General features: G+C 67.8%; 21 protein-coding genes and 3 pseudogenes. 12 read left to right on the plus strand and 12 right to left on the minus strand.

Annotated elements, in window-relative coordinates:
- Positions 1-24: 24 nt before the first annotated feature.
- Positions 25-705: a response regulator gene (locus ACFWSK_RS18020; RefSeq protein WP_383786782.1), complete on the minus strand. Its 681-nt coding sequence runs from the start codon at positions 703-705 to the stop codon at positions 25-27.
- Positions 702-1,784, minus strand: coding sequence for a sensor histidine kinase (locus ACFWSK_RS18025; RefSeq protein WP_383786885.1), 1,083 nt, complete (start codon positions 1,782-1,784; stop codon positions 702-704). Before ACFWSK_RS18025 ends, ACFWSK_RS18020 begins: the two co-directional genes overlap by 4 nt.
- A 209-nt stretch (positions 1,785-1,993) precedes the next feature.
- Between ACFWSK_RS18025 and ACFWSK_RS18030 the strand changes: the two genes are divergently transcribed.
- Both ACFWSK_RS18030 and ACFWSK_RS18035 read left to right on the plus strand, forming a co-directional pair.
- Positions 1,994-2,635 carry a hypothetical protein gene (locus ACFWSK_RS18030; protein WP_383786785.1) on the plus strand — a complete coding sequence of 214 codons (642 nt, stop codon included), beginning with the start codon at positions 1,994-1,996 and terminating at the stop codon, positions 2,633-2,635.
- Entirely contained in the window at positions 2,628-3,173 is a 546-nt protein-coding gene (locus ACFWSK_RS18035) for a hypothetical protein (RefSeq protein WP_383786788.1), read from the plus strand. Before ACFWSK_RS18030 ends, ACFWSK_RS18035 begins: the two co-directional genes overlap by 8 nt.
- A gap of 265 nt (positions 3,174-3,438) precedes the next feature.
- Here ACFWSK_RS18035 and ACFWSK_RS18040 read toward each other — a convergent pair whose 3' ends face one another.
- Positions 3,439-4,599: an IS701 family transposase gene (locus tag ACFWSK_RS18040; protein ID WP_383786791.1), complete on the minus strand. Its 1,161-nt coding sequence runs from the start codon at positions 4,597-4,599 to the stop codon at positions 3,439-3,441.
- A 495-nt stretch (positions 4,600-5,094) separates the two neighbouring features.
- On the minus strand, positions 5,095-5,247 hold the full coding sequence (locus ACFWSK_RS18045) for a hypothetical protein (protein ID WP_383786793.1): 153 nt from the start codon (positions 5,245-5,247) through the stop codon (positions 5,095-5,097).
- A gap of 254 nt (positions 5,248-5,501) precedes the next feature.
- Between ACFWSK_RS18045 and ACFWSK_RS18050 the strand changes: the two genes are divergently transcribed.
- Positions 5,502-5,801 (plus strand): hypothetical protein, encoded by a 300-nt coding sequence (locus ACFWSK_RS18050; protein ID WP_383786796.1) that lies wholly within the window; start codon positions 5,502-5,504, stop codon positions 5,799-5,801.
- A 239-nt stretch (positions 5,802-6,040) separates the two neighbouring features.
- Here the strand turns inward: ACFWSK_RS18050 and ACFWSK_RS18055 are convergent, their stop codons facing one another.
- On the minus strand, positions 6,041-6,262 hold the full coding sequence (locus ACFWSK_RS18055) for a hypothetical protein (RefSeq protein ID WP_383786799.1): 222 nt from the start codon (positions 6,260-6,262) through the stop codon (positions 6,041-6,043).
- 501 nt (positions 6,263-6,763) lie between these two features.
- Here ACFWSK_RS18055 and ACFWSK_RS18060 point away from each other — a divergent pair.
- Positions 6,764-7,897, plus strand: a complete 1,134-nt coding sequence (locus tag ACFWSK_RS18060; RefSeq protein WP_383786802.1) for a pentapeptide repeat-containing protein — start codon at positions 6,764-6,766, stop codon at positions 7,895-7,897.
- A gap of 706 nt (positions 7,898-8,603) precedes the next feature.
- Here ACFWSK_RS18060 and ACFWSK_RS18065 read toward each other — a convergent pair.
- From ACFWSK_RS18065 to ACFWSK_RS18080, 4 genes are all read right to left on the minus strand, one after another.
- Positions 8,604-10,136, minus strand: coding sequence for a non-reducing end alpha-L-arabinofuranosidase family hydrolase (locus tag ACFWSK_RS18065; protein WP_383786888.1), 1,533 nt, complete (start codon positions 10,134-10,136; stop codon positions 8,604-8,606).
- A gap of 237 nt (positions 10,137-10,373) precedes the next feature.
- Positions 10,374-11,339 carry a glycoside hydrolase family 6 protein gene (locus ACFWSK_RS18070; RefSeq protein ID WP_383786805.1) on the minus strand — a complete coding sequence of 322 codons (966 nt, stop codon included), beginning with the start codon at positions 11,337-11,339 and terminating at the stop codon, positions 10,374-10,376.
- A 559-nt stretch (positions 11,340-11,898) separates the two neighbouring features.
- Positions 11,899-13,974, minus strand: a complete 2,076-nt coding sequence (locus ACFWSK_RS18075; protein ID WP_383786808.1) for a SpoIIE family protein phosphatase — start codon at positions 13,972-13,974, stop codon at positions 11,899-11,901.
- A gap of 1,673 nt (positions 13,975-15,647) precedes the next feature.
- Positions 15,648-16,571: an RNA polymerase sigma-70 factor gene (locus ACFWSK_RS18080; protein ID WP_383786810.1), complete on the minus strand. Its 924-nt coding sequence runs from the start codon at positions 16,569-16,571 to the stop codon at positions 15,648-15,650.
- Positions 16,572-16,770: 199 nt separating this feature from the next.
- On the opposite strand from ACFWSK_RS18080, the gene ACFWSK_RS18085 reads away from it, so the two are divergent.
- The 7 genes and pseudogenes from ACFWSK_RS18085 (at position 16,771) to ACFWSK_RS18115 (ending at position 20,804) form a co-directional block, all read left to right on the plus strand.
- Positions 16,771-17,256, plus strand: a complete 486-nt coding sequence (locus tag ACFWSK_RS18085) for a carboxymuconolactone decarboxylase family protein (protein ID WP_383786813.1) — start codon at positions 16,771-16,773, stop codon at positions 17,254-17,256.
- A gap of 161 nt (positions 17,257-17,417) precedes the next feature.
- Positions 17,418-17,687: pseudogene (locus tag ACFWSK_RS18090) on the plus strand (alpha/beta fold hydrolase); the annotation flags it as partial.
- 418 nt (positions 17,688-18,105) lie between these two features.
- Complete coding sequence (locus tag ACFWSK_RS18095; protein WP_383786816.1) at positions 18,106-18,345, plus strand: hypothetical protein; 240 nt, start codon at positions 18,106-18,108, stop codon at positions 18,343-18,345.
- Between the two features lie 749 nt (positions 18,346-19,094).
- A pseudogene (locus tag ACFWSK_RS18100) lies at positions 19,095-19,814 on the plus strand (tectonin domain-containing protein); the annotation flags it as partial.
- A 461-nt stretch (positions 19,815-20,275) separates the two neighbouring features.
- Positions 20,276-20,491, plus strand: a complete 216-nt coding sequence (locus ACFWSK_RS18105; protein ID WP_383786819.1) for a zinc-binding dehydrogenase — start codon at positions 20,276-20,278, stop codon at positions 20,489-20,491.
- Complete coding sequence (locus ACFWSK_RS18110) at positions 20,473-20,733, plus strand: hypothetical protein (RefSeq protein WP_383786891.1); 261 nt, start codon at positions 20,473-20,475, stop codon at positions 20,731-20,733. The genes ACFWSK_RS18105 and ACFWSK_RS18110 overlap by 19 nt, the downstream gene beginning before the upstream one ends.
- The gene (locus ACFWSK_RS18115) at positions 20,730-20,804 is read left to right on the plus strand and encodes a hypothetical protein (protein ID WP_383786894.1); all 75 of its coding nucleotides are present in this window, start codon (positions 20,730-20,732) and stop codon (positions 20,802-20,804) included. Before ACFWSK_RS18110 ends, ACFWSK_RS18115 begins: the two co-directional genes overlap by 4 nt.
- A gap of 58 nt (positions 20,805-20,862) precedes the next feature.
- On the opposite strand, the gene ACFWSK_RS18120 is transcribed toward ACFWSK_RS18115, so the two are convergent.
- Positions 20,863-21,213: a VOC family protein gene (locus ACFWSK_RS18120; protein WP_383786822.1), complete on the minus strand. Its 351-nt coding sequence runs from the start codon at positions 21,211-21,213 to the stop codon at positions 20,863-20,865.
- A gap of 208 nt (positions 21,214-21,421) precedes the next feature.
- On the opposite strand from ACFWSK_RS18120, the gene ACFWSK_RS18125 reads away from it, so the two are divergent.
- Positions 21,422-21,955, plus strand: coding sequence for a hypothetical protein (locus ACFWSK_RS18125; RefSeq protein WP_383786824.1), 534 nt, complete (start codon positions 21,422-21,424; stop codon positions 21,953-21,955).
- Between the two features lie 46 nt (positions 21,956-22,001).
- On the opposite strand, the pseudogene ACFWSK_RS18130 reads toward ACFWSK_RS18125, so the two are convergent.
- Both ACFWSK_RS18130 and ACFWSK_RS18135 read right to left on the minus strand, forming a co-directional pair.
- Positions 22,002-22,285, minus strand: a pseudogene (locus ACFWSK_RS18130) (IS5/IS1182 family transposase); the annotation flags it as partial.
- A 40-nt stretch (positions 22,286-22,325) separates the two neighbouring features.
- Positions 22,326-22,994 (minus strand): hypothetical protein, encoded by a 669-nt coding sequence (locus ACFWSK_RS18135; RefSeq protein WP_383786827.1) that lies wholly within the window; start codon positions 22,992-22,994, stop codon positions 22,326-22,328.
- Between the last annotated feature and the right edge of the window lie 446 nt (positions 22,995-23,440).

Consider the following 23,440-nt stretch of genomic DNA (forward strand, 5'->3'; position numbering starts at 1 on the left):
AATGCCCAGGCACGGGCATGCGCCCTATTTCTGTTGGACTGGGCCGGCCAGACCGCTTTCCCAGGCCCAGGCGGCGATGCCCACTCGGTTGCGGGCCTTCAGCTTCGCCTGGACGTTCGCGATGTGGGTCTTGGCTGTGCCCGCTGAGATGAAGAGTTTCTCGCCGATCTCGGCATTGGTGAGGCCCTCGGCGACCAGACGGGCGATCTCCTGCTCTCGGGCGGTGAGAGGCGACGGAGTCGTGTTTGCCGCGGGGGTGGGGGCAGGGGCAAGGGTCTGGAGCAGGCGGACCGTGATCTGGGGGCTGATGAGGATGTCCCCGGCCATCGCCGCTCTGACCCCCTCGATCAGCAGCCCGGGGCCCGAGCGCTTGAGCAGGAACCCGCATGCGCCGTCGTGCAGTGCCGTGCGTACGTAGTCGTCGTGGTCGAAGGTGGTGACGACAAGGACACGCATCGGGTTGGGTACGTCGGGGCCGGCGAGGCGCCGGGTGAGTTCGAGGCCGTCCAGGCCCGGCATGCGGATGTCGGCGAGGATCAGGTCCGGGCTCAGGGTGCGGGCGAGGTGGACGGCGGTGAGGCCGTCTGCGGCCTCGCCGACCACGGTCATGTCGGGCTGGGAGCCGAGGATCAGGCGGAATCCGCTGCGGATGTCGTCCTGGTCGTCGGCGATGAGGATGCGGGTCGGGGCGGCGGGCGTCGTCATGGTGTCTCTTTCGGGAGCGTGACCGGCAGGACGGCGGTGAGCTGCCAGCCACCGTTGCCGTGCGGACCCGCCGAGAGGGTTCCGCCGAGGGCCTGGGCGTGTTCGGTGAGGGCGGGGAGGCCGAGGCCGCCTCGGGAGGCGCGGTGGCGGATCGCGGCGGGGCGGGCGCCGCGGTCGTTGGTGACCCGGATCTCCACGGTGGTGGCAGTGGGGGTGAGTGTGATGGTGGCGTGGGGGGCGTCGGGGGCGTGTCGGCGAATGTTGGTCAGCGCCTCGACGACGATGCGGTACGCGGCGGCACCCGCCTCACGGGAGAGCGCCTCCGTGGCTCGGGGGGATATGTCCAGATGTGCCTCGGTGGCTCCCGCGGAGGTGAAGTTCTCTACCAAGGAGCGTAGTTGGGACACATCGGGGAGCGGCTCAGTGGTGGGTGTCTCCGGACCGTGCAGCATCTGTATGGTCCGGTCCATCGCGGCCAGGGCGCTCAGGCCTGCCTTCTCGATGCGTTCCAGGGCGAGCACCGCGTGGGAGGGGTCGGCGGCGGCCACGAAGCGGGCCGCTTGGGCCTGGACGATGATCCCGCTGATGTCATGGGCGACGAAGTCGTGCAGGTCACGGGAGAGGTGCAGGCGCTGGGCGCTGCGGGCCTCGGCCACGGCACGCCGGCGACGGAGTTCCTGGCGGCGGGGGTAGGCGCCGGCAACCACCGCGGCGACTACGGGTATCAGCCAGAAGGTGGCAATCCCGATGGCCTCCAGGAACGACTCACCTGTGACCAGCGGCAGGGGCCAGAGGGTCACTGCGAGGGCGGTCAGCGGGAGGGCCGACTTGAGTTCGCTCCGTGGTGACCAGCGGGTGATCGCGGCCAGGAGGAGCAGGAGGACGGCGCTCTCCGCCAGCTTCCAACCGGCGTAGGCACCGGCCGTCGGTACGGCGAAGCTGGTGATCAGGGAAAGGGCCGCGCAGGCCGTGGCCGGGCGGGCGAGGCGGCCGAGCCGCTGACGAACTGCGGCACGGGAGCGGGCAACGGCCCACACCAGCGTGCTTGCGGCCGCGAGCGACGGCAGAGCGCCCAGCACCTTGACGGCCGGGCCGGTTGATTCCCACACGGTGGTCAGCGTACGGGCTGGCGATCCGGCAGGGCTCTCTGCCGAACGGCATAGGAAAGCCGGGCGGCCGCGCGGTCTTTGTGCCGATCGGCGGATGGGATCGCGGCTGCGGTAGGGCGAAGCTTGAGCCGTTCAACCGACCACGGCGACACATACTTCTCCACACACGGGAGTTCATCATGCGCAACACCACAGTCGGCGCTACGGCAGCCATCGCCGTCCTCGCAGGGCTGGTCGCTGCCGGGCCCGCTCCTGCAGCCCCGGCTGCGTCCGTCGAGAAGAAGGTGACGAAGACCGCGAGCGTCCATGGGGAAGCGCGAATCTCCTACATCGAGTCGATCAACGACGACATCCGCTTCACCATCCACGCCGAACAGACGCCGTTCACCCGGCCGTTGTTCCCCCAGCTCCCTCATGGACTGCCCACGGACGCCCGGGGCACGCTGACGTTCTCCCACACCCCCCAGGGCGGAGCCACGGGGTGGGCGGAGGCCCGGGTGGACTGCCTGGTCACCAGCGGCCGGATGGCGACCCTGACCGCAGTCGTGACCAAGTCGAACGTCGAGGACATCGGCGCCCGGCTGGGCATCAGCGTCCAGCAGGGCGCCAAGGACGAGCCGGACCGGCTCGGCTTCTCCTGGGGTGTGGTGAACGTCGACCCCGAGCACGTGGACGAGAACGGCCGGCTCTTACGGCCACAGTCCGGTACGTGCATGGCCGCCGCACCATTCACGACCGTGATCAAGGGTGGCTTCAAGGTGTTCCACGCCGAGATCACCAAGTCTCCCGCACAGCCCGGGGCGGCGATCCCCCGTGGCTGACGCTCTTGCCGCCGGGACGCCCGTACCGGCCGCTCCGCAGGTCTCCCGTTCCGTCCGCCTGGCGGCGCACGCAGCCGCACTGACCCTGGTGCCGTCCGGGCTGTGGCGTATCGCCATCGCCCTGGGCTGGGACTCCGGATTCACCGACGAGGATCTTCGCCCGGAGAACTTCCCAGGCGAAGGGTCCCCCTATCTGATCGGACTCAGCCTGTTCGCCGAGGCGCTCGGGCTGCTCACCCTGGGGCTGGTCCACAGATGGGGCGAGGAACTCCCGCGCTGGGTACCGGTGCTGGGCGGCCGGAGAATACCCGTATCGGCTGCGGTAATCCCTGCCTCGCTCGGTGCGGTGCTCGTCACCCTCATCACGCTCACCGGTGCGTTCGGCTGGAACGACGCGGACAACATGGGCGCCGCCGGATCCCCCGACGGCGGCCACTACTGGCTGATGACCGCCTGCTATCTGCCACTACTGGCCTGGGGGCCGCTGCTCGCGGTAGTCACGGTGGCCTACTACCGGCGTCGGCGTCGGGGTCGCTGAGTCCGGCAGTCGGCAGGTCCCGGAACACGTGCTCGGGTCGTGCTCCGGAATAGCGACCAGCCCGTGTGGACAGGCTAGTACTGCAACGGTCTTTGTTCTGATGGTTGGGCAGTTTCGGGTGGTGTGTGGCCGCGTCGTTTGTAGTGGCTGATGCGGGCTTGGAATTGTCGTCGGCGGCGCCAGTGTGACCAGTGCAGGACGTGGTCGGTGAGGTGGGCGTGGGGCCGGGCCAGGCGGGTGGTCAGGCGCCGGATTTCGGGGAGGGTCAGGGCGATGAGCTGGGAGGATCCGTTTCTGCTTTCTCCGTGTCGAGTGCGCGGGCCCGCAGGACGGTGAGGCAGGCGTGGACGGCCATGGCGAGGGTGATGTGGCGGTGCCAGCCGGGGTAGCGGCGGACCTGGTAGTCGTCCAGGCCGCACTCCTGCTTCGCGGTCTGGAAGCATTCCTCGACCGCCCACCGACTGCCCGCGACATGGATCAGCTCGTCGAGAGTTGTGTCGGCTGGGCAGTAGGCGATGTAGTACGAGATCTGATCGGGCCGGCTCACGCTGCGGCGAGCGATGACCCAATGCCGACGGTCCTCACGGTGCCAGGGCCGGACCTCGACCCTGGCCCAGTCGTAGACGCGTGGCCCGTGGGCTCCGTTGCCGCAGGAACGACGCTTCCACTTCTGCCTCGGCAGCCCGGGAAACAGGTCATGGACGGGATGATCCATGGCCCAGCGGGTCACGACCGTGTCGTGCCGGGTGGTGGCCATGACGTGGAAGACGTCAGCCCGCTCGAGCTCGGTCCGCCAGCCCTTGCTGAAACCGTAGGCGGCGTCCGCCGTCACCCACCGGAACGGGATCTTCTCCGTGATCGCCCGGCGGACCATCGTCTTGGCGATGGCCACCTTCGTCTCGAAGGCGACCGCGTCCTCGATGCCCGCGGCCCGGCAGCGTTGCCGGTCATCGGTCCATGATGTGGGCAGATACAGACGCCGGTCGATCAACGTGCGGCCGCGTTCGCCGGCATAGGCGAGGAAGACGCCCACCTGGCAGTTTTCTGTCCGTCCCGCCGTTCCCGAGTATTGGCGCTGGACCCCGGCCGAGCGGACCCCCTTCTTCAGGAAGCCCGTGTCGTCCACGATCAGCACCGCACCGGGGTCACCCAGTTGCTCGACCACGTAGTCACGCACGTCGTCCAGGACCTCATCGGCGTCCCAGTCACATCGGTTCAGCAGCCGGTGCATCCGGTCAGGGCTGCCATGCCCAGCCTCCTCTGCGAGCGTCCAGCCGTTCTTTCGCTCCAACGGCGCTATGAGCCCCCGCATATACGCCAGCGCCGACTCCCGCGGCTCCGACCGGGCAAACCGGTGCACGAACCGCTCATGCACCTCACCCAGACCTGCCGCCCACACCCTCACATCACCAAGTACCCCACCCATAATCAGCCCAACGACCAACCTGGCCACCAGTCACGCCAAACGCCGTTGCAGTACTAGGTGCGGTCTGGCGAGCCGGGCAGGAGCAGTGAACAACCCCTCGGATCTCGACGTGCAGACGCGCGGGTCGATACGGCCAGCCGGATGGATGGCGGGCACGCTGCTTCGACCACCCGCCAGCCGACTCGCTCCAGAGATCCATGGGATCAGTAGAGCCAGCCTCGTCCCTCGACGGCGGGCACCTCTGGCGCGCCTGAATGCTTAGCGTGTACGAGGTCGTCAGCCGACGCCTGGTCGTCGCGGCTGGAGTCTCGGGCGCTCCTCTCTGGCGAAGACACCGGACGGGATAGCACGGTTCGAGGAACGCGTGTCGTTCAACTTCTGGAGATTCCCGGCCAGCGCGGATTCATCACCTGGGCTTCATGACATGCCCCAGCACGACGAGGCCGATTCCCACGGCGAGGAGTGATGGTGAGTGCGCGTTCCAGCTGACCAGCATCAGTAGGGCGCCCGCTCCCCAGACCCTCGGATGCCGCACTCGTTGCTGCAGCCAGTGGCCATGCGGCCGAGAAGCAGACCGTGCACTCCGAGGACGGCCCAGACGATGGCCACGATGACCAGCATCAGGGCCAGCACACCGAATGTGAACAAGCCGTTCCCCCTTGCTCGTGACCGCAGTCGCGTCACGCGATGCTGCAATCAAATCCGAATGGGTGGGAACTTTCAGCTCTGGGGTGGGGGCAGCGCTCCGCTCCGCGACAGGAACTGTCGGGTTTGTGGCGAACGGCTGATGCCGGATCCCGACTGCAGATCTACCGGCCGGTTACTGCTCCATGTGCTATCAGGCCATATGAGGGCTTTACTTGTATAGGACGTTGTTTCGCACAGAGGAATGGATGCGTGCCATGGCTACTGCGAACCCGGCCGACTCCCCTGGACACCGCACCGGCGCCGACCCTGCCGGTACAAGGACCCGCCGCCTGGCGACCGAGACGAAGTCGGCCCTGAAAACGACCGAGTTCTTCGCCTACATCGCCTGCGTCATCGCTGTGCTGATTGCCTCGATGGTCGTGGGCACCGAGGACGACCATGCCGACTACTTCCGGGCCGACCAGGCCTGGCTGTACATCGTGCTCCTGACCATCGGGTACATGATCAGCCGCGGACTGGCCAAGTCTGGCAGCCGCGACCATTACGACTCCTGACACCGCTCGGCAACCTGGCAAGACAGTGGCCACGGGCGGCAGGGGTAGCCGTGACGTGTGACCGCCGACGGGTGATCTGGACCGCCGCGGTCACCTCCCTCGCCCCCGGGGGAAACGTTGATCGCACGAGGCAGACTTGTTGGTCCTTGCAGGCACCAGCCGGCCCTTCGTAGCGAGCGCCCCCGCCGGACCATAGATCCGACGGGGGACGGTGTTCTCGGTAGGGCGGGAGCGGGCCGTCAGTCCTTGGCGATGGCGATTCCGAGGAAGATTCCGATGATCAGGGCGGCGCTGCCCGCGGTCATCACCGCCCATGTCCCGCTCTGCGTGGCGGCGAAGGTCGAGGTCATCCCCGCCTGGGCCGCGGCCTGCGTTGCCTGGGCTCCGGCCATGGCCGCTTCCTGCACGGCCAGACCCGTCTCCAGCTTCTGGACCTTGCTCTCCAGCTCAGATGTCTCCATCGTGCGGTTCCTCTCTACCGTGGTACCGGCTGGTTCCGGCATCAGCCTCGATCCCTTCCCCGCCACTGCGACGTGGTCGCACGGGCAGCCCTTGGAGCACCCGTTTGCCGATTGCGCCGACCCCACGTGAAGGCCCTCGCATAAGCGTTAGGGTCAGTGTTTGCCCAGGTGGGGATCATCTTGCGGCCCGCGTCCGGCCGAGCACGTCTGGCACGTCTCGGTCCGTAACGCCCCCACCGACCGAACCTTGTCCGCTGCGGAGTGGGCTCTCCGCCCGTCCGTACCGTCAGGAGCCGGCATCTGCGTCGATCGGGTGCCTCGACGGTGTGGCGTCAGCTCGTTTTGGGGTCCGTCGATTGCCATGGACCGGTGAGGGGAAATACGCGTCGTGGATGGCTGAATCGGATCGCGCGCAGGCGCGAGGCCAGACAAAGGCGTCGCCGCCGAGGAGCAGGTGTATACGATGCCGGCGGTTCGGGACGGTCTCAATGGCTTGTGCTCATGGCGGCCACGCTGCCCGGCCTGGCCGCAGTGTTGGCACTGCTGTTCACGTGGAGAGAAGTGCGGGTCGCCGAACAGGGACAACTCACAAGTCGGTTCAACGATGCGATCACCAACCTCGGGTCGCAGTCGTTGGACGTGCGCTTCGGGGGGATCTATGCGCTGGAGCGCATCATGCAGGACTCACCTCGCGATCAGCCCCGGATCGTCTCGGTCCTCTCGGCGTACGTACGACGCCACGCAGCCCTTCCGGCAACCGGCTTCGCGAAGGAGCCCGAGGGCATGGAGGGGGTACCAAAACTCCGCCTGTCCACTGATGTGGCGGCTGTGATAAATGTGCTGGCCCACCGCCCTCCTCGCCACGACGGGGGTGCTCAGGTCGACTGGAATCGAACAGACCTCCGGGGCCTGTGGTTGTCCACCTGGGACGTCAGGGACATCGCGAGGATCCCCAAGGGGGGCGAATTACCAAGCACGCGTTCCTCATTCAGCTACGCGAACATGGAGGGTGCAGACCTGCGACATGCAACGTTTTCCGGAGTGGACCTGCGGAGCGTGTTCGCCAGCGAGGCCAACATGAGCGGAGCACAGTTCCTGCGCACAGACCTCAGCGATGCCCAGCTGAACGGAGCAGACCTGACCCGCGCGAATATTCTTGAGACGGATCTGACCGGTGCAGATCTCAGCAGCGCGATCCTGCGCGAGGCGGTACTGGGGGCACCGGACGCGCCAATCCCCACCGAACCGGCAAATCTGGCCGATGCGGTGCTCTGGGATGCGGATCTCACAGGTGCAAGCCTTGCCGGATCCAACCTCGCGGGGGCGATCCTGATTGATGCCAACCTGACGGGCGCGTCCCTGGCCGGGGCTCATCTTCACGGCGCGAAGTTCAGCGCTGCCGACAAATCCCTGCAAGCCAAAATCCTCTCTGGCACTGTCACGGAAAGCGCGAACCTGACGAACGCTGACTTGGTCGGCGCCGACTTGACGGACGCTGACCTGCGCGGTGTGAACCTGACCGGAGCAGACCTCACCAATGCTGACCTGCGGGGGGCACAGCTGACCGGAGCCAAGCTCACCCGGGCCAAGACCAGCGGCGCGCGCGGACTACCGCCCTCCTCCACCACGGATTGATCTGGCAAGCCCCAGCCAGATCACTCCACCCGTACCGCCGGGAGTTGGAACGGAATTCCGATCCCCTCGGGCAGTCGGACGCCTTCCCTGAAATGATCAAGATCTTCGTAGCGAAGGCTTGAACGACAAGGATTCCAAACGCGGGGCCAAGCTCACCCCCGGGAGCGGGAGGCAGTAGGAGTTCTGCCGCCGGCAACGGACTTCTCTATGTTCGAAGCCGGACCTGGACGAGATCCCTGAACTGCACATCGCGACCGGCCACCTCTTCCGTCGGCGTGCGGCGCTCTTCCACTCCGAGTCGCTGCGGCGCTTCGCCCAGAAGAGTGTCCCGGAAGCAACCTACGAAGTGATTGACCGAACCTATACGACGCCGTGATCGAGATCGAAGACCGCGACCACTCCAGCGGCTACGCACGTGTGGAGCCGTACGGCACCAGACCAGTCCCGGCCTGCCTGCCGACCACGCCGCCGTGGCATGGGGGCCTCGGCGTCGGCCTCGCCCCATGCTCGCTTGACCGGCAAGTAGGAGTGCTGCCGCTACCGCCTGGGTAGTAGCCGCAGCGCTCCTGAAGGGCATGTCAGCCGCAGTGTGCCCAGCCGCTCATTCAGATGACGTCCTGGATACCGCCGCCTCCTTCCCGACAAGTGTCGCGCCCGCCGGCGTCGGGTCCACCGGCGGGCGCGTGGTTCCTCAGCGATGGTTCGGTCAGCAGGTTGAGTTGGTCTGGGTGAGCAGGCCCATGCGCCAGGGCAGGCGGAGGTAGTCGCCGCCGGCGCTGGGGTCCATGCCCTGGTAGACGTACTGCAGTCGGCACGGGTTGATGGTCAGGGTTTGGTCGTTGGAGGCACGGACGAGTTCGCCGTGGCTGATGTCCTGGGTCCATGCGCCGCCAGGGAAGGTGACGTTGGCGCGGCCGGCGAAGGGGGCGTTCTCCGTGGCGGCCAGAGGGGTCCAGGTGCCGGTGAGACTGGTGGAGGTGAAGGAGCGGAAATAGCGCCGGCCGGTGGAGCCGATGGCCTCCTGGATGAGCACGTACTGGTTGTGGCCTGCGACCTTGTAGACGTTGGTCGCCTCGAACAGGTTGAACTTGGTGTCCGACAGCACTATTTGCGTGTTCCCGTAGCCGTTCGGGAAGTTGGCCAGGCTCGTCTGGGCGCGGTAGATATGGCCGTTGTCGTCGCTGAAGAACAGGTGGCAAGTGGCCGTGTCGCAGATGACCCAGAAGTCAATCCAGGTGCCGTCGCCCTTGTTATGGGTGACGATGGGCGGTTCCTGGGAGATGAAGGTGCGCGGCGCGGACCAGGAGCGCGGATCGGCGGGGTTGGTGCTGGTGGAGTAGGTGGGCGGACCGGTCTGGTAGACCATGTACCACAGGTTCTGCGGCGCGAAGTAGAACACCTGCGGCGCGGCCCGGTAACCGGGACCGATGGCGGAGGCGGTGTCGAGGTAGGTGTGCTGTGCGGAGCCGGCCTGGGACCAGTCGGCAAAGTTGAACTGGACCAGCCCCCAGCCGGAAGGGCTGGCGGTGGTCGCGTACGTCAGCCACTGGTTGTTGTGCCGCACGATCGAGAAGTCTTTGATCGCCAGCGCCTGCGGGTGTTGTGCGTCCGGCTTCGGACCGGCCAGGGCACCGCTGGAGGACCACTGGAACGTCGTCGGCAGCGCGCCGCTGCCGCTGCCGACGCGGACCAGCTGCCACTGCTGGTTGGCCCCGCCCCAGTCCGCGTACTGCACGACCTTGGCGCCGTCCATGGTGGAGGCGCCCTGCACCTCGACGGCCTTGCCGCTGTTGCGGTTGATCAGCCGGACGTGACCGTCCGACGAATCGGCCAGGCGGAACTGCTGGTTGGTGCCGTTGAGGTCACTCCACTGCACGATGTCCGCCCCATCGGCGGTGGAGTAGTTGTAGGCGTCCAGCACCTTGCCGGAGTGCTGTGCCTTGAGCCGGTAGTAGCCGCCGCCCGAGTCGACGAACTGGAATCGCTGGTTGGCGCTGTCGGTGCGGGTCCACTGCTGGACGGCCGCGCCGTTGCCGGTGTCCGCGCCGGACACGTCGAGCGCCTTGCCGCTGCCCCGGTTGACCAGCGTGTACCACGCATTGGGATCCACGGTGGCCGCCTGCGCCGGACCGGCGGCACCGATCGCGGACAACAGTGCCGCCAGGAGGGCGGTCACCGCGGAGAGCACCGCTGTTCGTCTGCCGCGCCTCCACCGTCGGGGTGTGTATGCCATGCGCATGCCAATCATCTGGGACTCTCCTTCGCTGAGTGCTGAGTGCTGAGTGCTGAGTGGGCGATTGGGTGACAGGCCCGTCGTGCGGAGCTCCCCGTTGACGTCGTCGAAAAGCGCTTCCATTGGACGCGCTGTCGTCTGCCTGTGCCGAAAAGCCGTGAGCGGTGGACCCGCCCGTGGCGAGGCGGACGCGCCCGGGGCCCGGTGGCGAAGCTGGGATGAACCAGGCCATGGAAGTCCTGGTCAGTAGCCGTAGATCATCTTGTAGGCGACCTCGGGGAGGAACTGGCCGGCCGAGGAGCCCGCGCCGACGCCGCAGTTGCCGTCGGACTCGCCCGGAGTTTTGATCCACAGAAGCATCTCGGCGCCTCCGCCCGTCCGGGTGGGGGTGCCGATGCGGCGGCCTGAGGGGTTGCACCACTGGCCGTTGGAGCCGTTGCCGTTGCGGCTGGTGTCCACGACGAACGGCTTGGTGTAGCCGTAGCGGGCTCCCAGTTCACTGTTGACGGCATTGCCGTAGGCGGTGTTCTCGGCCGTGGTGAAGTAGTTGGAGACGTTGAGGGAGAAGCCGTGAGCCTGTCGAAGGCCGGCTTCGTGGAGGCGCCGGGCCATGGTCGCCGGGTTTGCCCAGCCCGGGTTGCCGGCGTCGAGGTACACCCAGGTGTTGGGGGCCTGACGGCCGAACTCGGCGAGGGCGCCGGTGAGCATTCCCTCGCGCTCGTCGATCTGAGCCTGGGTCATGCAACCGTAGTCCCCGAGGGAATCCGGTTCGAGGATGACGACGGCCGGGCGGTTGGCGATCCCGTCGGCGAACTGCGCGATCCAGCTTGCGTAGGCGGACGGCGAGGCAGCTCCGCCCGCGGAGTGCCCGCCGCAGTAGTCACGGTTGTAGATGTTGTAGGCGACGAGGATAGGCAGCTTGTCCGAGTGGTCCGCCGCACCCACGTACGCACCTGCGGCGGTGCCGATGGCGCCGCTCCAGGAGCCGAACCAGCGGGCCATCGGGGTATTGGCGATGGAAGCCTCGACGGCCGGTGCCCGGCCGTCGACGCGGTTGGCGGCGACCCACCTCCTCGCGGCCGAGTCGGGGTCCACGTAAAACCCGTTGGTCATGGTGGTCGGGTCGGCCGCGTGTACGGATGGTGCCACTGCGAGCGCCAGCGGCAGAGCGACGAGCGAGGCCAGCAGGGTGTGGAGTCTGCGGCGCATGAAGTTACCTCGATTTCCTGGCAGGGATGGGTCGAGCGCTCTTGTCCCGAGCGTGCGGCGCGCTGAGGAGGGGCTGTGCGCGTGCTGGGAGCGCTCCCAGGGGAAGCGCCAGTGTCGTGACTCCTTGCCGCTCGGCCGTTGTGGTTGGTGCTCTTGGAGCCCTAGTCGTTCGGGATGTCGAACATGGATCGAACTATCGAGCAACCTGGATGATAGGGGGCCGGTGAACCTCGTCAATACCCCCTGCAAGATTCGCTAGTTGCGGCGAAAGTGTCGAAGTCGGAGCCCGAGGTGGAGCAGGTGTCAGCCTGGTTCGGTGAACGGTGTTGACATGCTCGGTCACTTCTCTGAATGATCCGTGAGGGTCGAGTTTCCGAATATCACTCGAAACTTTCGGACCCCCTTTGGCCTCCGGGACCAGACGATCAGCCGGGCGCACGCTCCGCCTCTTCGCGGCCGACGCGCTGACGATCACTGCGTCCGTGACGGCCTCCTCTCACTACCTCTCTTCTGGCTGGGGAATGACGCGAGCGTCGACACCTCATCGCACGGTGCTGTCCTACACATGAGGCCGAGGCATGTTCTTGCCGATGCGAGCGGCGAGCAGGGCGATGTCATCGTCGGCGGAAGCCGGGACCAGGTGGGTGATCAATGAGTCGCACAGGTGGTCCAACGGTCGTTGGGGTTCCGTGAGCAGGCGGGTGAGCTCGTTCAGACGTGCGTCGATGTCGCGGCTGCGGGCTTCGATCAGGCCGTCGGTGTAGAGGACGAGGAGGCTGCCGGGGGGCAGGGTGATGTCGGTGGTGGTGAAGTCGATGCCGCCGACCCCCAGGGGGACGCCGGGTGGGGTCTTGACCAGGTAGACGGTGCCGTCGGGCTCTGCCACGGCCGGTGGCGGATGTCCGGCGCGGGTGATGGAGCAGTGTCCGGTGGCGGGGTCGCAGACGATGTAGAGGAAGGTGGCGAGCATCGGCTCGACGAGGTCGGCGAGGGTGGCTTCCAGATGGTGCAGCAGCGCTGTTGGGGGCATGTCGAGGCGCGCGAGGGCCCGGACGGTTGCGGAGAGCCGCCCCATGACCGCGGCGGCGGCGATGCCGTGGCCCATGACGTCACCGATGAGGAGGGCGGCTCTGCCGCCGGTGAGGGGGAGGACGTCGTACCAGTCGCCGCCGACTTCGTTGACGTCGCTGGCCGGCAGGTAGCGGTGGGCTATTTCGATGCCGGGGGGCGGGGTGACGTGCTGCGGGAGCATGCTGCGCTGGAGGACGACCGCGGTCTCGTGTTCGCGCTGGTAGAGGCGCGCGTTGTCGATGCTGATGGCTGCCCGGGCGGCGAGCTCGCTGACAAGGGTGGCGTCGTCCGGCCCGAAGGGGCCGACGGGCCGTGTTCGGTAGAAGGTGGCGACGCCGAGCACCACGTCCCGGGCGACGAGCGGGACCATCATGAACGAGTGCACGCCAGTCTTGAGCAGCTGGGTAGGTTTGGCGGAGTAGCGAGCGGCCGGGGCGATGGCCCGCTCATCGAGGTGGGTGATCAGGAAGGGTTGCCGGTCGGCGAGGGCCTGGGTGTAGGGGGCGGCTGCGGGGAAGGTGAGGGTCCTGCCGAGGGGGGCGAGGATGTGGGTGACGGCAGATCCGGTCAGGGGCGCCTTGCCCAAGCGCCGCAGGGCTATGCCCCCGGCTAGTCCCATGCCCGGTTCGTCGCCGCGGGAGAGGGTGTCCAGCACGTCGACGGTGACGGCGTCGGCGACGTGTGGGACGGCGAGGTCGGCCAGCTCCTGGGCGGTGCGCTCCAGGTCGAGGCTGGCGCCGATGCGGACGCTGGCCTCGCTGAGCAGGGCCAGCCTGCGGCGGCCCGCCTCGGCCTCGGTGTGGTCGCGCTGCTGCTCGGTGATGTCGACCAGGGAGGCAATCACGCCGATGGGTTGGTTTCCGGGGTCTTCTACGCGCACGTACGAGCAGGACCAAACCCGGTCGTCCTCCGGGTCGGCGGGCGTTCGGCCCGTCTGGCGCAGGCCGAGGACGGGTACACCGGATTCCAGGAGCTGGCCCATCGCCTCCTCTATCTCGCCCGCGTTCACCTCGGGCAGCACCTCGGCCAGGCGCCGGCCCACGTGGGCGGACTCCGTGAGACCGTTCATCGCTTCGAGTGCCGGATTGACCTGCAGGAACCGCAGCTGCGTGTCGAGAACGGCGATACCGACGGGTGAGCGGGCGAACAACCCGTCCCATACCGCCGACGACCCTCGGATGCGGCGGGTCGCATGGGCGTCGGCTGCGAAGACCAGCACCGCCGAGGCGCCGTGGCGCCGGTCGAGGACGGGGCAGGCCCAGATCTCCAGCTCCAGCGGGTGTCCGTCGCGGTGCCAGGCGGTGACAGTGCCCATCACCCCGCGCCCGGTGGCGGCTGTCTCCCACAGAGCCCGACCCAGGCTGCGGTCGGCCCCGGGATGGAGCAGATCGGCGATGTGCCGCCCCAGTACCTGGGGCGGGGTGTAGCCGAGCAGTTCCTGCGCGGTGTAGCTCCAGCGCACGATCGTCCCGTCGCCACTGGTGGCCACCAGCGCCACCGGCAGGGCTCCCAGCCACCCTCCAGCGTCCTGGGCGGCTCCGCTGATCAGCTCCTCGAAAGGCATCCCTTCATGCATCCTGCAACCACCCCTCTCGGGCAGCCGGTGTGTTGCGTTGCGGCTGACCAGGTCCGTGGCGAAGGAGGCCGTAGAGACATTCGCAGGGACAAGTGTGAGCGCGAAGCAAGGCCAGACGCGATCGCGCGGCCATCAGAGCGGATTGGGGGCCGATCGGCGCACGGGCGCCGCTGCCGATCCGCACAGCCGACGGACCACCACATCCCGTGGAAGTCCGGCGCCATGGGGCCGGCGGCCCTCGGCAGGTCCCCATAAGCCGTGGCCCGGTGGTACGCGTGTGGGCAGGTGAGCGGCGAACTGCTCCAGCAGCTCTTCCCAGCCGGGCAGCCTCGGACAACGGCGCGATATCCCGCTGCCCACGAACAGAAAGGCGCCGCGGTCCGCTCCTGCAGCCGCTCGACAAGAACGGCCTGCAGCTGCGCATCCTCCACACACCCCATCGTCGCCCCGACGGCCCGGGATCGCCCCCTGGGCCCGTGCCCGACACGATCATTGTTGGTCGGTCTGCAGCCCCTCACCACCGGAATTCACCGTCGTAGAGGCGTCGGTGCCACCATTCGCCATGCCACTGCATGCGCCGGTAGGCGTGTGGGTCGGGCAAGGTCCGGCGGCGGAGATCTGCGTCCAGACACGCCACCACTCGCCCGAGTTCGCCGCGGGACGGGTGTGGAAGCGAACGCAACGCTTCTTGCAGAATGTCCCGGGCGTTCGCCACGTCGACGAGCGAGGACTCCGGATGGGGAGAAGCTGGGAAGCACAGGTCCAGGTAGCGGCAGGGCTGTCGCAGGAACCCCCGGTAGTGTCTGAGCGCGGCTTCCACCGCCCCCTCCCACAAGCCGTCCCACAGCCCGGCCCAGGAGTCATCGTGCTCACGCTCCGTGCGGTTGATCTCGGCGCAGGTGCGCTCGGACAGCCCGGGAATGCGATCGGTCCACGGGCCCCAGACGGGCGGGATCGTATTTTCGGCGCGAAGCGCGCCGGGCCGTCTACGCGGCATGGGCCTTTCGGCTGGTCATCATGCTCGCGATCATGCCGGACGGCCTGACAGCCCACAAGGCCCTGTCGCCTCACCGCCTCCCGGCGAACTCGCACCATCCGGTCTTCCCGGGTGGCGCTCGCCGACACCCCACTTGCCGGACAGAGCTTCGATGAAGAACAACCCCTCGCCTTGTCGCGGCCCCCCCCGACGTCAGCGATGCGCCGTGGAGCCGTTGTCGTGCACGCCGCCGTTAGCCACCGGTCCACCCTGGCCGGTCCCGGGCACGCTGGTGAGTCTTGGGCCCAGTGAGGATGCGGGCCTTCTGGGGGTGGCTGCGCGTGATGCAGGCCCTCGACAGCGTTCTTGCAGCTCAGTGGTTTGGATAGAACAATGGAACGCCCGCAACAGGCGTGGTGCAGGCTGGCTGGTCCCGCAAGAACCCGTCTTGCATGGATGAGAGCTACGCCGTGCCCGCCACACACCGTCGGGTGTGAAACTTGGCCGATGTCGCGGAAGCACACGACCGGCGCGCCGAAGGGCTCCTCGACGAGAGACGACCTCCGTCGGCTGGCACGAACCGCGAGTCGTGCACCCTGGCCAACTCTCGACCCCGAATGAACTGCGGTCGAGATCGGCACCCGCCTGAACCTGTTCAGGTCGCCCGAGGCGGATTGGTTCGGGCTCAGCGGCCCACTGCGGTCTCCCGGTCGATGCGTGACAGTTTCTCGGGGTTGCGGACGGCGTAGAGCCCGGTGATGAGGCCGCCTTCGAGGCGTACCGCCAGGACGGTGTCGATCTCGCCGCCCTTACGCAGGATCAAGGCGGGGTGGCCGTTGACATGTGCTGGCCGCAAGGCCGCGGAGGTAAGCCTGCTGAGCACTATGGCCACCGTTTCGGCACCCACGACGGGCTCCAGCGCGGCCTGTACGACTCCGCCGCCGTCGGTCAGCAGCACGACGTCGGGGGCGATCATGTCGAGCAGGCGCTGCAAGTCGCCTGTTTCGACTGCCTGCTGGAAGGCCGCGAGCACCTGGCGCGTCTGAGCTGGGGAGATGGCCTCGCGCGGTCGGCGCGCCGCGACGTGCGTCCGTGCGCGGTGGGCGATCTGCCGGACCGCGGTGGGAGTCTTGTCGACGGCCTGCGCGATCTCGTCGTACCCGAGATCGAAGACGTCGCGCAGCACGAATACGGCCCGCTCGGTCGGCGCGAGCGTCTCCAGCACGAGCAGCATCGCCATGGAGACGCTGTCGGCAAGCTCGATGTCCTCGGCGACATCAGGCGTGGTGAGCAGGGGCTCGGGCAGCCAGGGGCCGACGTAGGACTCCTTGCGGCGACGCAACGTACGCAGCCGGGTCAATGCCTGGCGCGTGGTGATGCGGACCAGGAAGGCGCGAGGGTCCCGAACCGTGTCGTGGTCGATGTTCGCCCAGCGCAGCCAAGTCTCCTGAAGGATGTCCTCGGCGTCGGCGGCGGAGCCGAGCATCTCGTAGGCAACGGTGAACAGCACGTTGCGATGGGCGACGAACGCCTCGGTGGCGGGGTCCGCACCCCCGGCGTGAGGACTGTGCCTGGTCACGTCGGCCGCTTGCTCGGTGCGCTCGTCCATCGTCGGCTCCTGTCCGTTGCTTCTCTTCTCGGTGTCGCGCACAAGTCGCCGCTCCGCGCTCTCTCGTGACACAGAAGCTCGGTGGCCTTCGTCACATCGCCGTGCTGTCACAGCGCCGGGGCGGCCGGCGCCGTATGGGCGTCAAGCCGCTGCGCGGACGATCCGCGCGGCACACGATTCCACAGACGAGGACGTTGTGATGGAACCCCGTATGAACCTGTTCGCGAACGAGACCGGCGCCAAGATCGGCAAGCGGATCTTCGCCGTGAGCCAGGTGATCCACGAGTCGCCGCTGCCCAAGCCCACCCAGGAGCTGGTGCAGCTGCGCGCCAGCCAGATCAACGGCTGCGGATTCTGCGTCGATATCCACGGCAAGGACGCCGCAGCCGCCGGCGAGACCGCGGCCCGACTGAACCTGGTCGCCACCTGGCCTCACTCCACCGTGTTCACCGAGGCCGAGCGGGCCGCGCTGGCCCTCACCGAGGAGGGCACCCGCCTCATCGACAGCTACGAAGGCGTCTCCGACGAGACCTGGGCCCAGGTCCGCAAGCACTATGACGACGACCAGACCATCGCGCTCGTCTCCCTGGTCGCCATGATCAACGCGACCAACCGGCTCGGTGTGATCCTCAACAACCAGGGGGGCGCCTACGAGCCCGGCAATCTCGCCACCATCGCCAGCTGATCACCATTGTTGCCGCCGGGCCGGTTCTCGATCATTCGATCCGGCCCGGCCCGGCGGCAAGGCCATCTCACGTGGGTGTAAGCGCGCGCATTTGGCCTCACGTGCATTTGACGTACGAGAGTTGATGACCATGCCGCGTTCTCTCGAGCTCACGGCCCACCATCGTCCTGGTCCACGGCACGTTCGCCGACGCCTCCAGCTGGAGCGCGGTCGTCGAACGCATGCCGTGGGCTGGCACCGGCCTTGCCGCTGCGCCGACTGCCGAGCGACTCCGCCTACATCCGCAGCGTTCTGGACAGCGTCACCGGGCCTGTCGTGCTGGTGGGTCACTCCTACGGCAGAGCGGTCAGCAGTCAGGCTCCGGCCGACGACCGAAGGTCAAGGCATTGGTGTACATCGCCGCCTTCGTGCCCGACACCGGGGAGAGCGCCACTTTCGCGGAAGCCGCCGCCGCCATCGACGAGGACGGCCACGGAGAGACGGAGGAGAACTCGGACGGACTTGCCCGGGTGTGCGTAAGCCCCGAACTCGACGGCTGGACGCTGGTGATCGGCCGTGGTGCGATCTGTGCGACGGCGAACGAAGCGATGATGCGTTGCGTTTGTGCGCTGATCTCAGTAGCCGGTACGGCCAGGCGCAGGCGTACTACTTCGGGGCGGCGTCCCGGGTGCTGACTCGCACGGGCGGGGCAAGCTCATTCCCGTCCGGTTCCCGGTTCATTCCCGGTCGCTGAATGCCATCCGGACCCGGCCGGGACGCCGCTGGCGACGGAGTCGGTCACGGCTCGCATTATCTGCTTGCCCCGCTTCTTGTCGGGTTCGCGGTAGGCGACGATCGCAGAGCGGCGAGGTGCTGGCGACCGAACCGATCCGACTGACGTTTCCGCAGGTGTCTTTGTGGATCGACCCCGGGGCCAATGAGCCGCTGACCGCTGCCGCAGGCGACCGATACTGCGACGCCGGAGGGGGCGGTGACGCTCAGTGGGGCGCAGCTCGGGCGACACCCTCCGTGATCCTGTTCGACCAAGTCTCCGATCAGGTCACGATGCGCAAGCCGGAACTGGGGATCAGCTTCGAAGTGGGCCCCTGACGGCCGTGCTTGTCTGCCGTGGGCACGGCAGCATTTGAACGAGAACCGGTAGCTGGGATGAAGGCTGTCCTTGCGGGACTGGTCGAGGAGGGGTGCCCCTGGTGCAGGCGGCCCGACCGGACCTCTCGCACTCGGTGATGGTCTCATAACTTGCAGTCATGCAGTGATCCGCGCGGATCGGCATGGCGCCGACTGGCAAGGGGAGCAGCTTGGCTGAGGAGTTCACGCCCCAGGCAAAGGGTCCAGCCCCGTTCAGGTCGGAGACCACCCCGGCAACAGATGTGAAGCCCGGGGACGCGCCATGCTCACCCCGGCCTACGTGGACGGGGTGCCGATCTCCGGCCGCGGCTGTGGACCGGATCGCCGATGAGCCGCGGACCTGCGGTGACCAGGTCGCCATCACCACCGAACACCGAATTGCACGGCGTGCTTCCGGGTGGGCGCACCTATACGTCAGCATTGGTGAAGCACGCGTGAACTTGGACCTGATTGATCCGGTCCCGGGTCCTGCGCGCTCCGGCCGGCCTGCGCTGAGAGCCGAAGAGCCGAACGTCAACTAGACGCCGTAGAGGGATCCTTGTGGGTTACGGCGTTTTCGGACTTCCGCAACCAGTACGCATCACGATCTGTCCGTGCACCCGGTGGAGAGGGGGGAATCAAACGACGTTTTCTGGATCATTTTAACGGCCTATCGGTCTATGCCGCCGCCCGTGTGTCCCTGATGCTCGGCACGTACCAGAACGTCACAGCCGAACGAAAAGGGGCCTGGCATGGCTGACTGGAAGAATATCTCTGGCGGTCTCACGACGATTTCGGTGGGGTCCCGGACCCATGTGTGGGGCGTGAACTCGTCGGGTCAGATCTACCGGTACACCGGCCACGACGCGAACCCGTGGATCGGTATCCCGGGCAGCGCGGTCGACATCGGCGTCGCCGCCGACGGCACCGTGTGGCACGTGAACTCCGCCGGCGGCATCTACCGCTACACCGGGGACCAGAGCTCGACCAGCTGGGTCAACGTCTCCGGCGGCCTGACCCGGATCTCCGTAGGTTCCCGCACCCATGTGTGGGGCGTGAACTCGTCGGGTCAGATCTACCGGTACACCGGCCACGACGCGAACCCCTGGGTCGGCATCCCGGGCAAGGCCGTCGATATCGGCGTAGCGGCCGACGGCACCGTGTGGTGCGTCAACTCCTCAGGCGGTATCTACCGCTACACCGGAGACCAGAGCTCGACCGACTGGGTGAGCGTCTCCGGCGGCCTGACCCGCATCACCGCCGGATCCCGGACCACCGTATGGGGAGTCAACTCCTCCGACCAGATCTACCGCTACACCAACCACGACGCGAACCCCTGGGTCGGCATCCCCGGTGCCGCCGTCGACATCGGCGCCGCCGCCGACGGCACCGTGTGGTGCGTCAACTCCGCCGGCGGCATCTACCGCTACACCGGAGACCAGCCCAGCTGACCCGGCCTCCCGATGACAGCCCCGGCCCGACAGGGGCCGGGGCTGTCCGCGTCGCTACCTCCCGCAGAGGCAGACAAGCTCGACCCTCCTCACGCCGTGGCCGCCGGTTGGCCGGCGTGCGGTTCCGCCCGGGCGCAGCCACCGCCGACCGGATGGGATGGCACTGGATCTTGGTGGAAGGGAATGCGGTGTGACGTGGACGCTGCCGGACCCGATGCTGAGCACTCCCGTGCCCGAACCTGAACTGCGGCCGGGCTGGGCGGGCGAACCGAGTTATGGACAGGGTTTGGTGTTGCCCGTTGTCCAGGGATGGGGTTGCGCGAGAGCGCCCCGTACGGTCGCCGGGGCGCTCTCGCGAGGTCGTGGCTACGTGGCGAGTGTCTGCCCGATCGCCTCGGCGACGGCTGCGGCGGGGATGCCACGGCTGGTGCGGTTGGGGTGGACGTGGTCAGGGACAGCACGTGCTGGTCAATGGGGCGTCAGGCGGTGTGGGCACCTCCGCCGTACACATCGCCAAGTCGATCGGCGCGGAGGTGACCGGCGTGTGCAGCACGAGGAACGTGGAACTGGTCCGGTCGCTGGGCGCGGATCACGTCATCGAGTACACCGAAGAGGACATCGCCCGAACGGGCGGCGGTACGGCGTCGTGTTCGACCTGGTGGGTAACCGTTCGCTGACCGAATGCCGACGCGCCTTGACACCCGCGGGAACGCTCGTGCTCTCCGGCGGGGGTACATCCGGCGGCGGCGGTCTCATCGGGCCGATGGGCCTCATCCGCAAGGGGCACGCGACGAATCGCTTCGTCCGCCACCGCCTGCTCGTACTCACGGCGACACCCAGCAGGGAGAACCTGGCGGCCCTGGGTGAGCTCGCGGATTCGGGGAGCTTGCCCCGGGTATCGACCGGACGTACTCCTTGAGCGAGGCAGCCGAAGCCATCCGGTATGTCGAAGTGGAGCACGCGCGCTCAGAGGTCGTCCTCACTGTGTGACGGACCGCCGGGGCGCGCCCGGGCACGGCGCGTACCGCACGTCCGAGGGACAGTTCTGTCAGTGGCTCAGTACGTTGATCACGCGTCCGCTCGGGTCGCGGGTGAAGAAGCGGCGTACCCCCCACTCCTCGTCCCGCAGGGGGTGCAGGATCTCCGCGCCGCTCGCCAGGACTGCCGCGTAGGCCGCGTCCACGTCGTCCACCTCGATGCTCACGTCCGGTGTGACGGGGGCGGTTCTGTCCTGTGTGATGACGCTGATCTGGGCCGTCGGGTGAGTGGGTGAGGCGAGGGTCATGATCCAGCCGAGGTTCATGACCTCCTCGAAGCCCAGCAGGCCGTAGAACTCCGCGCTTCGGACCATGGTTCCGGCGTCGGTGAGGATGTTGGGAACGACTCGGCGGACGGACACGGGTGCCTCCAGAGGTGTCAGATGACGGGGGGCTGGAACCTGTCTGATAATTGATCACTTGTGCGGTTCTCGACGTCAGATGCCTGTTGAAGGAGGGTGGCCGGTATCCGTGAGGGTGTCTTCTCCAAGATGTCAGGCAATGACAAATTGACAGTTAGGAGTGCTGACGGTGTCTGAGACCTACTTGTCCTGGTACCGCGAGGGACGGATGGACGAGGCCGAGTTCCGCCCGGTGACCGACCTCCTGGCCGAGTCCGGGATGACCGTCGAGCACCCGACGCTGGGTTGCGGGATGCTGTTGGACGTCGTGGGGGAGCAGGTGAAGCTGCCCCCCGAGCGCATTCTGGAGCTTGTCGGCCTGTCGGTAGGGCCGCTCTGCCTGCAGTTCTGGCTGTCGGCTGACGTGGACGTGGTGTGCGATGTCAGGTACGTGGCGCCGGACACCCAGATCCTCACCTTCGTACTCCACGGGTTGACCAAGAATGAGCATGACCGGGCAGAGGGCGCCATTCAGCGGCTGATCGCGCGGGAGCTGGACATGACCGTTGCGTTGCTCGTCGATCTGGGCGGCGAAACAGCGGAAGAGGACGATGACGCGCTGGTCCTGTACGGCCGGCTGCCGACGGGCCCGCGCCCGGACCGAGTGCAGTTCCGGACGGACCGGCTCAGTGCCGTCCCGGAGGTCCTTGCTGGAGCCGAGGTGACGGATCTCGGCTACGGGCAGAGTGCCGTCCGCTGGTAGTCGGGACCCGTGGTCCCCCGTGGCCCAGGCCCCGCCCGATAAAAGATCATCTGGCTGGTTCGCCGAGCCAGCTGATCAGGGAGACCAGGACGATTCCGCTCGGTAGCGGTCGGCGAGTGTGTCGAACCGCGTGGCGATCGCGCGGAATTGCTTGAGGCGGGCGAAGCATCGTCCGACCACATTGCGGTCGCGTTGGACGACGTTGTCGAACGCGGGCGGCCTGCCACCGTGAGCGCCACGTCGTCTGCCGTTGGCCGGCTGGTCGCGGCGTGCGGGGATCATGGCGGCGATGCCCCGGCGCCGCAGCAGGCACCGGATCGCCCGGCTCGACTGCCCCGCCCCGGAGCGGACCGGACGTCAGACGACAAGCTCAGGGCCTGGCGTACCAGCCGTTCTCGCCGCTGCCTTCGGACGGGTCGTACGACTGGTGCAGTCCGAGCAGCGCGGCCACCAGCCGGGGGTCCCAGCTTCCGTCGAGGACCCGGTACTCGTCCGCGACCCCCCGGAAGACGAGGTGCGCCCGGCGTGAGGAGTCGCGCCAGATGACCCTGCGCGGCTTGCCGAAGGCGTCGTCGCCCTCGCCGAGCAGGGACAGGATCAGCCACACCAGGCTCACGGGCAGGCCGACGGGCCACCACACCGCCCACCAGAACAGGCGCCCACGGAAGCCGCGCACGGAGTGTCCGGTCACCGACTCGACGGTCCAGCGCGCGCGGGCGCCGAGCAGGGCGCGTCCGCGTCGGTACGTGATCCGGCCCAGCGGGGCGCCGTACGGGTCGTCGACACGGTACACGGCGGGGCGTCCGTTCACGCGCGAGCCTGTCTCCTCCGTCGACACCCGGGCGATCGCGGTCTGGCCGTCACCGACGACGTCGAAGGTACGGGCGGAGGGGTGCGCGGCGCCTCCGTGGCCGTCGGGCATGCGGCAGAGCAGCCCGATGGCGATATGCCCTTCGCGTTCCGCGCCGTCTCCGTGGCGGACGACGACCGGCAAGGACGTCCCGTACCGCACGTTGTACGTCATCCGCCCCTGGGCCACGCTGTGTCCTTCCCCCGCGTCGCCGCACGGCGGCGCTTCCGGCCCCCATGATCTCATTCGCCGTTCAGGGACATCCGGTGGGGAAGCCCTGGGCCAGGAACGCTTCAGCGTCCCGGGCAACACCTGTCTTCCCGAGGTCTCCGGCCAGGGCCCGGAGCCCGGGTGTCACGCCGGGACCGCGGACGCCTCACCCTGCGGGGCCCACCCGAAGCCGCGCGCACTGACCACCGGCTCCTCAAGGCGATGGGTCGAGCTTGCCACTCGCTGGACCACAAGAAGGCTTTGAGGTGGCATCAGTTCGCTGGGACTGGCGTTGGCCAACGCTCGGGTCAACCGGACCGGCAGAGCGAACACCTCAATGCCGTCGTTCAATGGGGGAGTGACCCACTCAGGCCACGCCCCCGCATAGAGGCTCTTCGAAATTGGTGGGGGTTTGAGCGCCGGAC

This window comes from Streptomyces sp. NPDC058620 (assembly GCF_042717135.1).
Classification (GTDB): Bacteria; Actinomycetota; Actinomycetes; order Streptomycetales; family Streptomycetaceae; genus Streptomyces.

Coding starts and splice junctions, on each gene's coding strand:
- ACFWSK_RS18050 (WP_383786796.1), top strand. CDS start 5,502: ATGGCTACTGCGAACCCGGCCGACTCCCCTGGACACCGCACCGGCGCC.
- ACFWSK_RS18060 (WP_383786802.1), top strand. CDS start 6,764: ATGGCGGCCACGCTGCCCGGCCTGGCCGCAGTGTTGGCACTGCTGTTC.
- ACFWSK_RS18125 (WP_383786824.1), top strand. CDS start 21,422: ATGGACGAGGCCGAGTTCCGCCCGGTGACCGACCTCCTGGCCGAGTCC.
- ACFWSK_RS18085 (WP_383786813.1), top strand. CDS start 16,771: ATGGAACCCCGTATGAACCTGTTCGCGAACGAGACCGGCGCCAAGATC.
- ACFWSK_RS18065 (WP_383786888.1), bottom strand. CDS start 10,136: ATGCGCATGGCATACACACCCCGACGGTGGAGGCGCGGCAGACGAACA.
- ACFWSK_RS18075 (WP_383786808.1), bottom strand. CDS start 13,974: ATGCCTTTCGAGGAGCTGATCAGCGGAGCCGCCCAGGACGCTGGAGGG.
- ACFWSK_RS18020 (WP_383786782.1), bottom strand. CDS start 705: ATGACGACGCCCGCCGCCCCGACCCGCATCCTCATCGCCGACGACCAG.
- ACFWSK_RS18040 (WP_383786791.1), bottom strand. CDS start 4,599: ATGGGTGGGGTACTTGGTGATGTGAGGGTGTGGGCGGCAGGTCTGGGT.
- ACFWSK_RS18080 (WP_383786810.1), bottom strand. CDS start 16,571: ATGGACGAGCGCACCGAGCAAGCGGCCGACGTGACCAGGCACAGTCCT.
- ACFWSK_RS18070 (WP_383786805.1), bottom strand. CDS start 11,339: ATGCGCCGCAGACTCCACACCCTGCTGGCCTCGCTCGTCGCTCTGCCG.
- ACFWSK_RS18030 (WP_383786785.1), top strand. CDS start 1,994: ATGCGCAACACCACAGTCGGCGCTACGGCAGCCATCGCCGTCCTCGCA.
- ACFWSK_RS18055 (WP_383786799.1), bottom strand. CDS start 6,262: ATGGAGACATCTGAGCTGGAGAGCAAGGTCCAGAAGCTGGAGACGGGT.